Source organism: Longimicrobiales bacterium, assembly GCA_035764935.1.
Classification (GTDB): domain Bacteria; phylum Gemmatimonadota; class Gemmatimonadetes; order Longimicrobiales; family RSA9; genus DASTYK01.
The window spans coordinates 58,883-73,555 of sequence record DASTYK010000009.1; the positions used below are offsets into that span (position 1 = coordinate 58,883).

Below are 14,673 nucleotides of genomic sequence, written 5' to 3' on the forward strand. Positions count from 1 at the left end.
GCCGCGAAGCAAACTACAGAAGGAATGCTTCCCGGATGCGTCGCATCGGAACACGACGAAGCTGACTCCGTGTCCGCTGTGACCTCCGTGTGAATGCTCTGCTTGAAAAACCTCAGCGCCCTCCGCGCCTCAGCGGTGAAAAAAAGAACTAGAGTGACCAGTCGATCGACTTCTGCCCGGACGCTTCCAGCTCGGCATTGATCCTGGAAAACGGCCGACTCCCGAAGAACCCCTTCTTCGCCGACAGCGGCGACGGATGCGGTGCAGCGATGATCGCGTGGCGGGCAGTGTCGATCAGCGCGGTCTTCTTCTGCGCATACGCACCCCATAGCACGAACACCACCTTCCGGCGCTTTCTCGAGAGGGCGCGGATCACCGCGTCGGTGAACTGCTCCCAGCCCCTGCCGGCGTGGCTGTTGGACTTGCCGGCCCGGACGGTCAGGACCGCGTTCAGCAGCAGCACCCCCTGTCCCGCCCACGGCACCAGGTAGCCGGTTTCCGGCACCGGCACGCCCAGGTCGGCATGCAGTTCCTTGAAGATGTTGCGCAGCGAGGCGGGTGGCTTGACGCCGGGCCGTACCGAAAAGGCGAGGCCGTGCGCGTGGCCGGGCGTCGGGTAGGGATCCTGGCCGAGGATCAGCACGCGCGCGAGACGCGGCGGCGTCAGCTCCAGTGCGAGGAATGTCTCCTCCACGGCGGGCAGAACCTCGTGCCTGCGGCGCTCGTTTTCGACGAATGTGGCGAGGTCGCGATAGTACGGCTGGCGGGTCTCGCCGGCGAGCAGCTTCTTCCAGCCGGTCGGAATCGGCGGCAGCAACGGATTCCCTCCCTGGGCGACTTGGGTCGGGTAGAGTGGCACGGTGCTGGCGCTGCCGCTACCGTTCAGCGTCGCCGCCCCCGTTCCCCCTGCCGGGGTTGGAACCGGTGTTGGCGAAAACGTTTACCACGACTCGGCGGAGCGCTGGATTCTGATGCGAACGCCCCGCACGAAACCTCCCACGCGGTTGAAGATGACCGAACTCCGACCCGACCTGCCCGCGCCGCTGACCCCGCTGCGCGGCCTTGCCCGGAACCTGCGCTGGGCGTGGCACGCCCCCACGCGCGCATTGTTCGAGAGACTGGACCCTTCGCTCTGGGAGGCCACGCGGCACAACCCGGTGCGGCTGCTCTGGGAGGCGGCGCCGGCGCGGCTGGCGGCACTGGCGGCCGACGAGACGTACCTGCAGTCGATCAACGCGGCCGCGGCCGACCTGGAAGCGTACCTGCGCGACGAGAACACGTGGTTCCGTCGCGCGCATCCGCAGTCGGCGGCGCGGATCGCCTATTTCTCGGCGGAGTTCGGCGTGGCCGAGTGCCTGCGCATCTACTCCGGCGGGCTGGGCGTGCTGGCGGGTGATCACCTCAAGTCGGCGAGTGACCTGGGGGTGCCGCTGGTCGGCGTGGGGCTGATGTACCGCGAGGGATATTTCACCCAGCGCGTGGATGCGGTGGGTGTGCAGCACGACATGTACGACCGGGCGGACTTCGAGCGGCTGCCGATCACGCTGGAGAGCGGACCGGACGGGCAGCCGATCATCGTGGACCTGCCGTTCCTGGACCACCGGATCCAGGCGCGCATCTGGCGCGCGGACGTGGGGCGTGTCCCGCTGTACCTGCTGGACACCGACCTGGACGCGAACCGTGCGGAGGACCGCGGGGTCACCGACCGGCTGTACGGCGGCGACACGGAGCACCGGCTGCGGCAGGAGTACGTGCTGGGGATCGGGGGGATGCGCGCGCTCCGCCTGGTCGGCCGGGAAGCGGACGTGGTGCACCTGAACGAAGGGCACGCGGCGTTCGCGGCGATGGAGCACGTGCGCGAGATCGTGGAGCAGGAGCAGTCGAGCTTTGCGGAGGCGGTCGAGCGCGCGAAGCGGAACGTGGTGTTCACCACGCACACGCCGGTTCCTGCCGGCCATGATTATTTCCCGCGTGACCTGCTGGAGCGCTACCTCGGCGGCTACGTCTGGGAGATGAAGCAGCCATGGGACGAGTTCCTCTCGCTCGGCCTGTTCGAGGGGGAGTCGCGGTTCTGCATGACGGCGCTGGCGCTGCGCCTCTCTTCGCGGCGCAACGGCGTGAGCCGCCTGCACGGTGCGGTCAGTCGCGAGATGTGGAACGTGATCTGGCCGGAAGCACCTCTCGAGAACGTCCCGATCACGCACATCACCAACGGCGTGCACCTGCCGACGTGGGTCGCGCCGGACGTCGAGGCGCTGTATTCACGCTACGTGGGTGAGCACTGGAGCGATGCCACGGACGAGATGCAGTGGCATCGTGCCAACCACATCCCGCCCGCGGACCTGTGGGCGGCGCGCACGCGGCAGCGTGGTCGACTGGTGAACGACGTGCGGCTCGCGCTGGCGGCGCAGGTGGCGCGCCGCGGTGGGGACCCGGCGTGGACGGCGGGCGCCCTGGATCCCGACGCGCTGACGATCGTGTTCGCGCGTCGCTTTGCGACGTACAAGCGCGCGGTGCTGCTGCTCAGCCAGGAGGAGCGGCTGCAGCGGCTGCTGACGGGCAACCGCAAAGTACAGTTCGTGTTTGCGGGCAAGGCCCATCCGCGTGACGAGCCGGGCAAGGCGATGCTGCAGCGCATCCACCAGTTCGCGGGCCGACCCGAGCTGCGCGGCCAGTTCGTGTTCCTCGAGGGCTACGATCTCGCGATTGCGCGCACGCTGGTGCAGGGCGCCGACGTGTGGCTGAACGTGCCCGTGCGGCCCTACGAGGCGAGCGGCACGAGCGGCATGAAGGCGATGGCCAATGGTGCGCTGAACCTGAGCATTCCGGACGGCTGGTGGGCGGAAGCGTGGGCGGAGCACAACCGGCTGAACGAGCCGGTGGGCTGGAGCATCGCGCCGGCGGATGGCCCCAGCGAGGCGGAGCTGCCGGAGCACGGCCCCGGCATGACCCCGCACGATCGCGAGATGCTCGACCGTCGTGACGCCGACGCGCTCTTCGATCTGCTGGAGAACGAGGTCGTTCCGCTGTTCTACGATCGCGACGCGGACGGCCTGCCGGCGGCCTGGCTGGAGCGGGTGCGCTCGGCGATCCGGCAGCTGGTGCCGTTCTTCAACACGCACCGCATGGTCGCGGAGTACGTCGACACGGCGTACCTCACGGCGCCCAGCGGCGAGATGGCGGTGCCGGGGCGGAAAACGGCGGGTTGAGGGCGGAGCAGTGCATGTACCGGCAAGAGGAGGTGCTGCAATGAGCAAGCGGTACATCGGTCCGATCGTCGCCTGCAGCGTGTTGCTCGCTGCGGGCTGTGCGGACACCGAGCCTGAACAGGCGACGCCGCAGGGCGAGCTCCGTGCGCCTGCTGCGGCCGAGGCGCTCGTCGCGCGCACGGACATGTTCGTCGACCGTGCGCCGGCGAGTGCGCAGATGATCTTTGTCGGGCGCGACGAGTCCGTCGTGCCCGCGGGTCAGGACGAGGCCGTCTTCGTTCCCTTCTCCACGTTCAGCGTGGAGCGCAACGGCCTTCCCAACGAGTTCCCCCCTGCCGACACGCTGGCCGACCTGCTCGCACGGGCGGGCGTGCGCAACGGCAGCATCGTGATCGTCGGCGAGCCGATTCCCGCCGGCCGCGCGTTCGCGGCGTTCGATTATCTCGGGATGGCCGACGAGGTCGCGCTCTACGACGGCGGCATTGCCGCGCTGCGCCGGGCGGGCAGCGACACAGCCGCCGCAGGCGCGGATACGGCCACGGCTGCAGACGACAGCATCGCCGGTGACACGGCCGCGGCGCCGCGCTCGGCGGCGGGCGCGTCGCTGGAGACGGACGTGCGCGAGGACATGATCGTGGACGCGGAGTGGGTGAATGCCCGGCTGAACGACCCGGACGTCGCCATCCTGGATGCACGTCCGCCGGCCGAGTACAGCGGCGAGACGCCGGGCGAGGGCGTGACCCGCCCCGGGCACATCCCGGGCGCCCGCAACGTCTTCTGGCAGACGCTCGTGGAGTCCGCGGAGCTGCCCACACTGAAGAGCGAGGCGGAGCTGCGCCGCATCTTCCGCGATGCCGGCGTCGACGACGGTGACACGGTCGTCGCCTACTGCCGCACGGGCGGCCAGGCGAGCTTCCTCTACACCGTGGCGCGCTACCTCGGCTATGACGTCAAGCTGTACGACGGCTCGTTCGTAGACTGGAGCGCTACGGACTACCCGGTCGAAGAGGGCGCCGGCGCCCCGCAGTAGCACCGACCGGCACGGACAGCGGCGTAACAGAAAGGGCGCGGGACGTGGGATCGTCTCGCGCCCTTGCCTTTCATCCGCCCCGCACGCTCAGTACGAGCACATCAGCAGGTCCATGTAGCCTCCGCCGATCGGCTGGCCGGGCGGTGCGTCAGGGGCGCTCGGCAGCCGGTCCTCGGTCCAGTCGCGCTCCAGGAACTCGCTGATGGTGCCGGCCAGGAGTCGCGCGTGCGCGGTGGCAGGGACGTCGCCATTGCGCTGCTCGAATCCCTGCTGCAGTGCGGCGAGCTCCCATGCCGCGATCGCCCTGACCTGTGGCATGGACGCGTTCGCCGCGAGCCGCATCAGGTTGTCGATCCAGGCGTGCTCGACGGTGCGTGCGAGCTCGGCCCGGTACGGATCCGACGTGCGCCGCCCCACCACCTGCTCGCGCACGCGCTCCAGCACGTCCTCGAGCCCCGGCAGTGACGGGTCCAGCGCACTCTGCTGCACGAGACGCGCGGCGCGCTCGGGATCGAGCAGCAGGCTGAACGTCATGTCCGCTGCTGCCGCGGCCGGCGACACGGCATCGAACACCAGGCCGGTGCTGCGCTCGAACAGCTCGTTGGTGCCACCGAAGCGGTACGGCCGGGGCGGGATCTGCGCGATCACGGAGCGCGGCAGCGCGAGCACCTCCGGGCTGACCGTCTCGAGCACGGCGTCCAGTGCCCGCCTCTGCACCTCGGGCGCGACGCTCTCGGGCAGCGGCTGCCCGTCGCCGCGCAGGTTGTAGGCGTACGTGACGCCTGCGATGCTCTTGACCGCGGCCTCGGTCTGGTAACGGTGGTGCAGGTAGAGCGGCACCAGGGCTTCCTCGATCGTCGCCAGTGGCGCACCGCGCCGGATCGCGCGCTCGCCGAACCGTTCCAGCGCGGCTTCGCGCACCTCGAGCATGCGCCGCAGCTCGGCAACCGCGTCAGCGCCGTTGTCCCACAGGTGCGTCTGCGGGTGCGCGCTTCCGACCGGTCGTGCGTCCTGGTCGCTCAGGAAGGTGATCCCCGCGCGACGCCCCTCCTCGATGATCGCGGCGAGCGCAGCATCTTCGTTCGTGCCCGGTGCGAAGTCGCTGTACCCGTATTTCACCGCAACGATGTCCCACGCACCTATGCCGTCCGGGTACGCGCCGGACAGGTCGATGCTGCCGTCCGGGCGCAGCTCGGCGATCGGGTGCGGGTAGTCCATCACCGACTGCACCCCGTTCGCGGTCTGTGCACTGGCGATGTAGTTGTGCGCGATGCCGAGCGTGTGGCCGATCTCGTGGGCGGATAGCTGCCGCAGTCGCGCGAGTGCCATCTCCGCGAGCTGCGGTGGCACTTCGTCACCCGTCTCGTACGGCGAGAGCAGCCCTTCCGCCAGGAGGTAGTCCTGGCGCACACGCAGCGAGCCGAGCGTGACGTGGCCCTTCAGGATCTCGCCCGTCCGGGGATCCGTGATCGAGCTGCCGTAGCTCCAGCCGCGCGTCGAGCGGTGCACCCACTGGATCACGTTGTAGCGCACGTCCATTGGATCCGCCGTGTCCGGCAGCATCTCGACGCGGAACGCATTGCGGAAGCCGGCCGCCTCGAACGCGTCGTTCCACCAGTTGCCGCCCTCGAGCAGCGCGCTCCGCACCGGCTCCGGCGTGCCCGGATCGAGGTAGTAGACGATCGCCTCGACCGGCTCGCTCACTGCGGCGGTCGGATCGCGCTTCTCCAGGCGGTGGCGCGCGATGTACTGCTTCACCATGCGCTCGCCGAGCGGCGTCGCGTAGTCCATGTAGGTGACGCCGAAATAGCCGGCGCGCGGATCCGCCTCGCGCGGCTCGTAGCCGGTCGGCAGCTCCACGAACGAGTGGTGCATGCGCACGGTCAGCGCATCCGGTGTCGGCGTGACGGAGCGCACCAGCCCGCCCGGATTCTCACCGGTGAACGTGATCGTCGCCTCGACCTCGGTGTTCTGCGGGAAGTTCTTCGTGCGCGGCAGGTGGAACGCCGAGCGAGACGGCTCGACCCGGAAATTGCCCTGGTTCATGCGACGCAGCGTGTTCGCCAGGCCATGGCTGTCACGCAGGAAGAAGTCGGTCGCGTCGACCAGCACGGTATTGCCCGTGCGCGCCGCAGCCGTCCACCCCCAGATCGTCGATGTCGCGAAGGCGTCCTCGACGGCGCGCCGCTCCATCGCGTTGTCCGTCGTCGCGCGGAAATCGAGGTTCGGCTGCACCATCAGCACCTTCGGCCCCACCCGCCGGAACCGCACGACGTACGTGCCGCCGAGATCGCCGCGGTTCAGCCCGATGTCGTTGTGCCCGACGCCCGCCGGCAGCGACGTGTAGTACAGCACGTCCTCGTCGAAGCGGCCGATCTCCAGGTACATCCGACCCGATTGCTCGTCCCAGTAGAGCGGCATGAAACCGTCCAGCTTCTGCATGCCGGCCGTCTTCGAGGCGATCGTGGGGAGCGCGCCGCCGTCCTGCTGCTGCGCGGCAACGCCTACCGGGAACAGCGCTACCGCCAGCGCGGCGACGCGCGCGACGCGACGCAACAGCATCGTGCCTCCTGTGTCGAATCAAGAGCGTGCGCCGCAGGCGCAGAACGAATGAGGGGACCGGCGTATGAATACGCCGATCCCCTCCTGATCGCCAGTGCGCGCGCAGTCGATGCGGCGGCACCGGTCGGATGAATGGAACGCGGGGCCGCGAGCATGCCCGCGCCCCGCTTCCCGCCTCAGACGTGACGCAGCGCGCTGCGCCGCTGGTGCGGCACGATCTGGATCTGCGCGTCGATGCCGTGCACGCCCCTCACCGACTTCACGATTTCGATCGCCCGGTCGTGCTCGGCCTCGTCGCGCACCGCGCCCGTCAGACGGACCGAGCCGTCCGCCAGCTCGATCACGTCGATGCGACGCCGGCCCACGCGGTCGTCGCTCCAGAGGGCGTCGAGGACCCGGTCCTCGATCGTCGTGCGCTGGCGTCCCTGCCACACCTCGCCCAGTAGCCGGCGACCGCTGCGGGAGAGCAGCATGCCACTCGCGACTGCACCAAGCGCGATCGCGCTCGCAATGCCGAGACGCGTCAGTGCCTGGCCGAAGCCGCCGGTTGATTCCTGCACCATCGGGAGTGCCTCCGTAGCTGCCAGCATCGGTACCTCGCGGAGTTGTGGGTGGGCGAAAGCACCGACGGGCTTTGCAAATCGCGTAGCAGTAAAAAACCCCAGCAACCACGCGAAATCTTGTCATCGGGAACGTGTTCCGAAAGATACTTTTTTCGTTGGGCGTGACCTCGATTCAGGCCTTCACCCGGGGATACCGGGAGCAAGTCACGAGCCGGCCGCGTCCGGGGCCTGGTCATGCACGAGCGGGAGGGTGAAACGGAAGGTTGCGCCCTGGCCGGGCTCGCTTTCGGCCCAGATCCGCCCGCCGTGCGCCGCGACGATCCCCCTGGCGATTGCGAGGCCCAGGCCGGCTCCGCCGCCGGCACCGCTGTTCCCCTGCCAGTAGCGGTCGAAAACACGATCGAGGTTCTCCGGCGGGATGCCCGGGCCCTGGTCGTGGACGGAGAAGCGGCACATGTCGCCGTCGCGGTCGACGCGCAGGTGGATCGAGCCACCGCGGGGGGTGAACTTGACGGCGTTGCCGACCAGGTTCGACAGCACGCGCTGCACGCGCTCCGCGTCTGCCATCACGCGCGCGTCCGGGTCGTCCACGTCCTCGCTCAGGCTGATGCCGTCCGCATCGGCGATGGGCGCGAGCATCTCGTGCGCGTCGTCCACCAGTGAGCGGACCGTGACCGGGTGCGGCTCGACGGTGAAGTGCCCGGCCTCGATGCGGGATGCGTCCAGCAGGTCCTGGATCAGGCGGTTCATCCGCTCGGCCGTCCGCTTGATGATCTGCACCTGCCGCTGGCGCTGCGTATCGTCGAGCGGAAGATCGAGGAGCAGTGCCGCGCTCGTGTAGATCGTGCCGATCGGATTGCGCAGGTCGTGGGAAACGGTGGCGAGCAGGTCGTCGCGCGCGCGGGTCGCCGCCTCCGCCTCCCGCGCGAGCCGTTCCATCGTCTCTGCCGTCCGCTCCGCCTCCTCGCGCGCCCGCTGCTCGCGCTCGAGCTCCCGGGCGGATGCCGCGCTCAGCGCCTCCTGGCTTGCTCGCAGCGCGCGGTTCGTGTGCGACAGGTCCTCGAAGCTGCCGAGCAGCATCTCGAGCATCTGCTCCGGCGCGGCGCGCAGCACGAACTCCTCGTTCATGAAGCGGATGCGCAGCCCTTCGCTGCGCTGGCCTTCCCGGCGCAGCGCCCGGTTCTCCAGCACCCAGCGCACGCGCTGGATGAGGTGCTCGGGGCTGTACGGCTTGGTGATGTAGTTGTCGGCGCCCGCCTCCAGGCCGCGCACGATGTCGCGTGGATCGGCGAGGGATGTCAGCAGCACGACCGCCGGGGCGGCCTCCCCCAGCCTCTGCTTGATCGCGCGACACAGGTCGAAGCCGCTCATACCCGGCATGACCACGTCGGACAGCACGATCTCGGGGCGATCGCCGCACGCGATGTCGAACGCCTCCTCGCCGCTGCCGGCCGTGAGCACCTCCAGGCCGGCATCGACCAGTACGCTGCGCAGCGCTTCGAGCTGTGTCGGGCTGTCGTCAACGATCAGCACCGCGCTCATCGCCCCCTCCCCTCACGCACGAGCTCCACGAGCCGCGGCGCGATCCGGTCCAGCGGCAACATCTCGTCGATGGCACCGGCCCGCGCAGCTTCCTGCGCCATGCCGTACACGATCGACGACTGCTCGTCCTGCCCGATGACGTAGCCGCCCGCGCGCTTGAGCTCGAGCAGCCCCTGCACACCGTCGCTGCCCATGCCGGTGAGCACCACGCCGAGCCCGTCCGCGCCGAAGGCGCGTGCGACGGAAGCGAACAGGTACGTCGCCGAAGGCCGGAACCCGCCGATCGGGCCTTCCCCCGAAAAGCAGATCGTGCCGTCGGCCGTCACGCCCGTGTGCGTGTTGTCGGGCGCAATGTACACGACGCCCGGCTCCATGGGCTCGTCACGCCCGGCGAGCTTCACCGGCAACGGCAGGCCATCGCCCAGCCAGCGCGCGAAGCCGGCCGTGAAGTCGCGCGCAATGTGCTGCACGACCACGATCGGCACGCCCACGCGCGATGGCAGCCCCACGAGCACCGTGCGAAGCGCTGCCGGCCCGCCGGTCGACGCGGCGAAGGCGATCACCTGCACCCGTCCGCTCGCCCGGGCGCGGCCGGCGCGCGGACGTGACCGGCGTTCGTCCACCCACCGCCGGACGACCTTCACCTGCGAGAGCGCGCGCACCATTGCGACCAGCTCCGCGCGCTGCTCCTCGAAGCGCGGCGACGTGGGGCTGTCCGGCTTCGGCAGCGCCAGCAGTGCACCCGCCTGCGTGGCGCTCAGCGAAAGATCGACGTCCCGCTGCGTCGCCGCCGAAACGATCAGGATCGGCGTGGGCGCGCGGGCCATGATCTCCTTGGTCGCGTCGATGCCGTCCATCACCGGCATGTGCACGTCCATCAGCACGATGTCGGGCTGGATCTGGCGCGTCATCTCGACCGCCTCGACACCGTTCTTCGCCTCACCGACGATCCGGATGTCGCCCTCGCTCTCCAGGATCGAGCGCATCATCGTGCGCGCGGTCATGGAGTCATCAGCCAGCAGGACGCGTACGGTCTGCATCTCACCCGATCAACTGCCGAATGGTGGCGAGCAGACCTTCCTGGTCGAAGCTCGATTTGAGGATGTAGGCGTCTGCACCGACCTCCAGCCCCAGGGCGCGATCCTCTGCGGTCTCCATGCCGGTCACCAGCACGACCGGCACCTCGGCGAACCGCTTCGACGATCGCATGCGCCTGCACAGGTCGAAACCCGTCATGCGCGGCATCTCCACGTCGCTCACGACCAGCTCGACCGGTTCCTGCTGCAGCTTCTCCCAGGCGTCCTGCCCGTCGACCGCCGCGGTTACATGGTACCCCGCGGCCTCGAGCACGCTCTGCTCCAGTGTGCGCGTGGTGATCGAGTCGTCCACGACCAGCACGTGCGCGCCACGCGCCTCCGCCTCCTCGGGTCGGACGACGTGCGGCAGCGCCAGCTCCCGGTTGAGCCCCGCCTCGATCAGGCTGCGCGGCACCAGCACCAGGGCCACGCGTCCGTTGGGCAGCAGCGCCCCGCCGGACACGTGCGGCACGTGGGCCCGCCGCTCCAGCGGCCGCATCACCACCTCGCGCTCGTCGCTCACCGCATCGACGACGAGCGCCAGCTCGTCCCGACCGGAGCGGAGCAGCAGCGCCGGCGCGCCCGTCAGCTCGGTTCGCTCGCGCAGCGGCGGTCCCAGCACGCCGGCGAGTGTGGCGATCGGGACAGGCGCGGCGCCGAGCGCCAGGGCAGGACGTCCGTCCACCTCGTGCACCTGGGCGGGGTGGACGCGTACGACCCGGTCGACCTGGCCGATCGGCAGCGCAAAGAGCTGGTCGCTGGCCGCGACCAGGACGGCGCGGAGCGTGGCGGGGCTGGGAGGAGAGTCGAGCAGGAAGCGGGTGAACTGCCCCGCGCGCCACGCGACATCGACGGATCCGCCGATGCGTTCCATGGCGGCGCGGACCAGGTCGAGGCCGACGCCGCGGCCGCTGATGCTCGTCGCCTCGGTGCGCGTCGTGACCCCACCGGCGAGCAGGCGACGCGCCAGCGCGCGCGCCTCGCGCGGCGGCTCCTCGCCCTGCGCGCGCAGCCTGCGCGCGATCGCCGCGGTGTCCAGCCCCTCACCATCATCCTCCACGCTGATGCGCAGCCGGCCCTGCTCCAGTGAGGCCGAGACGCGGACCGTGCCCTGCTCCGGCTTGCCGCGTGCGCGGCGCTGCTCCGGGCTCTCGATCCCGTGATCCACCGCGTTGCGCACGAGATGGAGCAGCGGCTCGCGCAACGTGTCGATCACTACGCGATCCGCCTCCACGTCTTCGCCCTCGATCACCAGCTGCGCGTGCTTGCCCGTCGCCGTGGCGACGTCGCGCAGCGCGCGCGGCAGCGCTTCCACGGCGTCGGCGAAACGACGCATGCGCAGCCCGCGCACGCCCGTCAGGATGTCGTCCGTCGCACGTGAAAGCACGCGCGTGTTGTCGTGCGCGGCACGCGTGATCTGCGACAGTTGCTCCACGAGCTGATGGAGGTGGCGATCCAGCTCTGCGTGCTCCTCGCGCCGGCGCATGTCCGCCTGCTCGCGCGCCATCTGGCGCCATTCACCCGCCCAGCGCGCCAGCTCCTGCTGCAGCAGGTCCAGGTCGCGGGGCTGGTTGGCCACCGTTCCGCTCATCGTCAGCAGGTCGCTCGTGTATGCAACGAGCTGGTCGAGCTTGTCCGCCGAGACGCGCACCGTGTCCACCGACTGCACGTCTGCGCGCTCCACGGGCGCACGTTCCGCGGCCCGGATGTTCTCGGGCTGCGCATCCTCTGCAGCGTTCTGCGTGGTGTCATGGGTGGCAGCGGCCGCGTCCGTGACCGGCGCAGCGACGGACTCGGCGCGTGTATCGCCTCCCGGAGCGTCCGGCCCGTCGGGCAGTGCGCTGGAAACGTCGCGCAGCCGGTCGATCAGCACAGGCAGCGTCGATGCCTCCAGTTGCTCGTTCGCGCGCAGCCGGCGAGCCGCCTCCTTCAACGCATCCGTCGCGGCGAACAGCAGTGAGAAGTCACCGCCGGAAAGGACGCGCGCGCCGTCGCGCACCTGTGCGAACAGTGCCTCGAGCGCGTGACAGGCCTCCTCCACGACCGGAACGCCGGCCACCCGTGCCGCTCCCTTCACCGAATGCGCGGCGCGAAACAGCGTACGGATCGCCTCCGCGTCGTCCGGCCGCGACTCCAGCGTGAGCAGCCCCGCGTCCATCATGCGGAGCTGGTCCTCCAGCTCCTGCACGAACGTGGCGCGCAGGCGGGCGTTCAGGTCTTCCGTTGACATCCGTCAGGCCGCGCTCGGCCGTCGCGCTTCACTGCCGACGAGTCCCGTGAGCTGCGTGCCGAGCCGGTTCAGCTCGCGCGCCGCCGCTTCGGCCTGCCTGGTCGCGGCGAGGTTCTGCTGCGCGGCCTGCTGGATGGAGCCGACCGCCTGCTTGATCTGCGCCATGCCGGTCGACTGCTGGCTCGCGGACGCCGAGATCTGGGCCGCCGCCTGCGACGCCGCCTGCACCGCCTCCGCCAGCTTGCGGATCGTCTCGCCCGCCTCGCGCACCTGCTTCGCGCCCTGCTCCACCTGCTTGTTGCCCTGCTCGGTCGCCATGACCGCAGCGCTCGTCGCGCGCTGGATCTCACCCAGGATCTGGCGCACGCGCACCGTCGAGGTCTTGGACTGTTCCGCCAGCGCCCGCACCTCACCCGCAACGACGCTGAAGCCGCGACCCTGCTCGCCCGCGCGCGCCGCCTCGATCGCCGCGTTCAGTGCCAGCAGGTTGGTCTGCTCCGCCAGATCGTTGACCGTGGTGATGATCTCCCCGATCGCCTGGGCCTGCTCCGCGAGCTCCAGGATGCTCGCACCGATCGTGTCGACCTGCGTGCTCACCTGGTCCATCGCGCTGCTGCTCAGCTCGACCGCCTCCCGGCCCTGGCGCCCGATCTCGGCGGCACGCTGCGCCGACGCCGCCACCGCCCGCGCACGCTCCGCCGCCTGCTCCGCCGTCTGGACCACCTGGTCCACCGTGGCCGCCGTCTGTGTCACGGCCGCCATCGACTCGGTCGCCCCCGATGCCTGCTCGGTCGTCGTCGCCAGGATCTCCGCGGCGCTCGTCGCCAGCACGTTGCTCGTCTCCTGCAGCGGCTTGCTGACCGCGCGGTTCAGCAGCCACGCGGAAATGATCATCGCCAGCAGTGCGATGGCGAACGCAATCACGATCGCGGTCTGCGAGTTGCGCCCCGTCGCATCCGCGGTCTCCGTGATGTCGTCGACGCGCGCGCGGAGCGTCCGCACCAGCTCGTCTACGCGGCTCTCCACCTCCACGCGCGTCTGCGCCGCCGTGCGCCGCACCTGCAGCGACTCCTGCAGATCGGTCGCGAGCATGGCTTCCATCGAGGCATCCGTCTGCTGCACCCACTCCTCGAAGAGCTGCTGCGCTTCCCGCCACCCCTCCGCCTGCGCCGGATCCTCCGCCACCAGCGACACGAAGCTCGAGCGAGCGGCCGTGACGGCCGAGTCGCGCGCGGGACCCGCCGAACGTGATCGCTCCACCAGGATGCGCAGATACTCCACGTTCGACGTGCGCAACGCACCCATCGCATCCTGCGCGTGCCGCAGCACCACGTTCTCCGTGGTCATGGCGGTGCCGAACGCCGTCCGCGTCTGCTCGAGCTGCCTGACGGCAATCGTCGCGACACCCGCGAGCAGGAGGACTGCAATCGCATAGCCGAGAATGATTCGTCTGCTGACGGTCCAGGTCACGGTCTCACCTCAGTGGCAGGGCTGTTAACAGTGCGTTGCGCATCATGTGTAGGCGCGGATCAGCGCATCGGCGTCGAGAACCAGGACGGCGTCACTCGTGACGCCGCGCAACAGTGTATCTGCCTCGCCCTCGCGCGCGGGCAGCGGCCGGATCTGCGAGAGCGGCAACCGGCGCACGTCTTCGATCCCGTCGATCAGGATGCCGAACGCGGCCTGCCCGCCCGACGCGAGCGCGAGTACACGCTTGCGATCGGCGATGCCCTGGTGCGGACGGCCGAGTGCGCTGCCGAGGTCGAGCACGCGCAGCAGGTCGCCCCGCCAGGGCGTGAGCCCGATCACCGGCGGGCGCGCGCCCGGCAGCAGCGCGAGATCCCGCAGCGCAAAGATCTGCAGCAGGCATCCGAGCTCGACCGCGTAACGTTCCCGCCCGAACCGGAACACGGCCACTTCCACGGACTCGGCCGGCTCCTGCCGCAGCTTGCGCCGCGCAAGCTGCGCCGCGCGCATCTCGAGCAGCGCCCGCTCCCGTTCATCCTCCGGTAGCAGCGCCGGTCGTGGATCGCTCATGGCGCGTGACCCCGCGTCATCCGTTCATCCTCTGCCGATGCCCTGGCGACCGCCCCCATGCCGCACCCTCGAGCAGCCGGAGCTGCGCCTCGACGTTGGTTCGCAGCCGGCCCACCGTTTCACCATCGGATGCCGGTACCACCTCGTCGGCCGGTCGCTGGCTCAGCAACGATGCCGCGTTCTGCAGTGCGCGCCGCGCGCCGGTACGCTCACCGGTCCGGTTCAGTGCGAGCGCAAGCGTGAGATGGGCGACGACCAGCGAGCGATCGAGGTACAGCGCGCGCCGCGCCGCTGCCGCCGCATCTCCCGGCTGCCCGGCCTCGACCAGCAGCAGCGCATGCAGGTACAGCAGCTCGGCCGAGTCGCGGTGCCGCTCCAGCGCGGCTGCACTCGCTTTTCCTGCCGCCGCCAGGTCACCCATGTT

General features: G+C 70.1%; 11 protein-coding genes. 2 read left to right on the top strand and 9 right to left on the bottom strand.

Annotated elements, in window-relative coordinates; all coding sequences use genetic code 11:
• Window positions 1–148: 148 nt before the first annotated feature.
• Window positions 149–817, bottom strand: a complete 669-nt coding sequence (locus VFU06_00590) for a uracil-DNA glycosylase (GenBank protein ID HEU5207878.1) — start codon at window positions 815–817, stop codon at window positions 149–151.
• A 193-nt stretch (window positions 818–1,010) separates the two neighbouring features.
• Here VFU06_00590 and glgP point away from each other — a divergent pair, with 193 nt between their 5' ends.
• Together glgP and VFU06_00600 are read left to right on the top strand one after the other, a co-directional pair.
• Window positions 1,011–3,209: an alpha-glucan family phosphorylase gene (gene glgP / locus VFU06_00595; GenBank protein HEU5207879.1), complete on the top strand. Its 2,199-nt coding sequence runs from the start codon at window positions 1,011–1,013 to the stop codon at window positions 3,207–3,209.
• A 40-nt stretch (window positions 3,210–3,249) separates the two neighbouring features.
• Window positions 3,250–4,239 (top strand): rhodanese-like domain-containing protein, encoded by a 990-nt coding sequence (locus tag VFU06_00600; GenBank protein HEU5207880.1) that lies wholly within the window; start codon window positions 3,250–3,252, stop codon window positions 4,237–4,239.
• An 87-nt stretch (window positions 4,240–4,326) separates the two neighbouring features.
• Here VFU06_00600 and VFU06_00605 read toward each other — a convergent pair whose 3' ends face one another.
• The 8 genes from VFU06_00605 to VFU06_00640 form a co-directional block, all read right to left on the bottom strand.
• On the bottom strand, window positions 4,327–6,801 hold the full coding sequence (locus VFU06_00605; GenBank protein ID HEU5207881.1) for a zinc-dependent metalloprotease: 2,475 nt from the start codon (window positions 6,799–6,801) through the stop codon (window positions 4,327–4,329).
• A gap of 176 nt (window positions 6,802–6,977) precedes the next feature.
• Window positions 6,978–7,391 (bottom strand): BON domain-containing protein, encoded by a 414-nt coding sequence (locus VFU06_00610; protein HEU5207882.1) that lies wholly within the window; start codon window positions 7,389–7,391, stop codon window positions 6,978–6,980.
• Between the two features lie 177 nt (window positions 7,392–7,568).
• Window positions 7,569–8,906, bottom strand: coding sequence for a hybrid sensor histidine kinase/response regulator (locus VFU06_00615; protein ID HEU5207883.1), 1,338 nt, complete (start codon window positions 8,904–8,906; stop codon window positions 7,569–7,571).
• The gene (gene cheB, locus VFU06_00620; GenBank protein HEU5207884.1) at window positions 8,903–9,946 is read right to left on the bottom strand and encodes a chemotaxis-specific protein-glutamate methyltransferase CheB; all 1,044 of its coding nucleotides are present in this window, start codon (window positions 9,944–9,946) and stop codon (window positions 8,903–8,905) included. Before cheB ends, VFU06_00615 begins: the two co-directional genes overlap by 4 nt.
• Window position 9,947: 1 nt before the next feature.
• On the bottom strand, window positions 9,948–12,212 hold the full coding sequence (locus tag VFU06_00625) for a response regulator (GenBank protein HEU5207885.1): 2,265 nt from the start codon (window positions 12,210–12,212) through the stop codon (window positions 9,948–9,950).
• 3 nt (window positions 12,213–12,215) lie between these two features.
• Window positions 12,216–13,682: a methyl-accepting chemotaxis protein gene (locus VFU06_00630; protein HEU5207886.1), complete on the bottom strand. Its 1,467-nt coding sequence runs from the start codon at window positions 13,680–13,682 to the stop codon at window positions 12,216–12,218.
• Window positions 13,683–13,724: 42 nt separating this feature from the next.
• On the bottom strand, window positions 13,725–14,249 hold the full coding sequence (locus tag VFU06_00635; GenBank protein HEU5207887.1) for a chemotaxis protein CheW: 525 nt from the start codon (window positions 14,247–14,249) through the stop codon (window positions 13,725–13,727).
• 16 nt (window positions 14,250–14,265) lie between these two features.
• The coding region (locus VFU06_00640; GenBank protein ID HEU5207888.1) for a hypothetical protein at window positions 14,266–14,673 on the bottom strand (408 nt) is incomplete at its 5' end.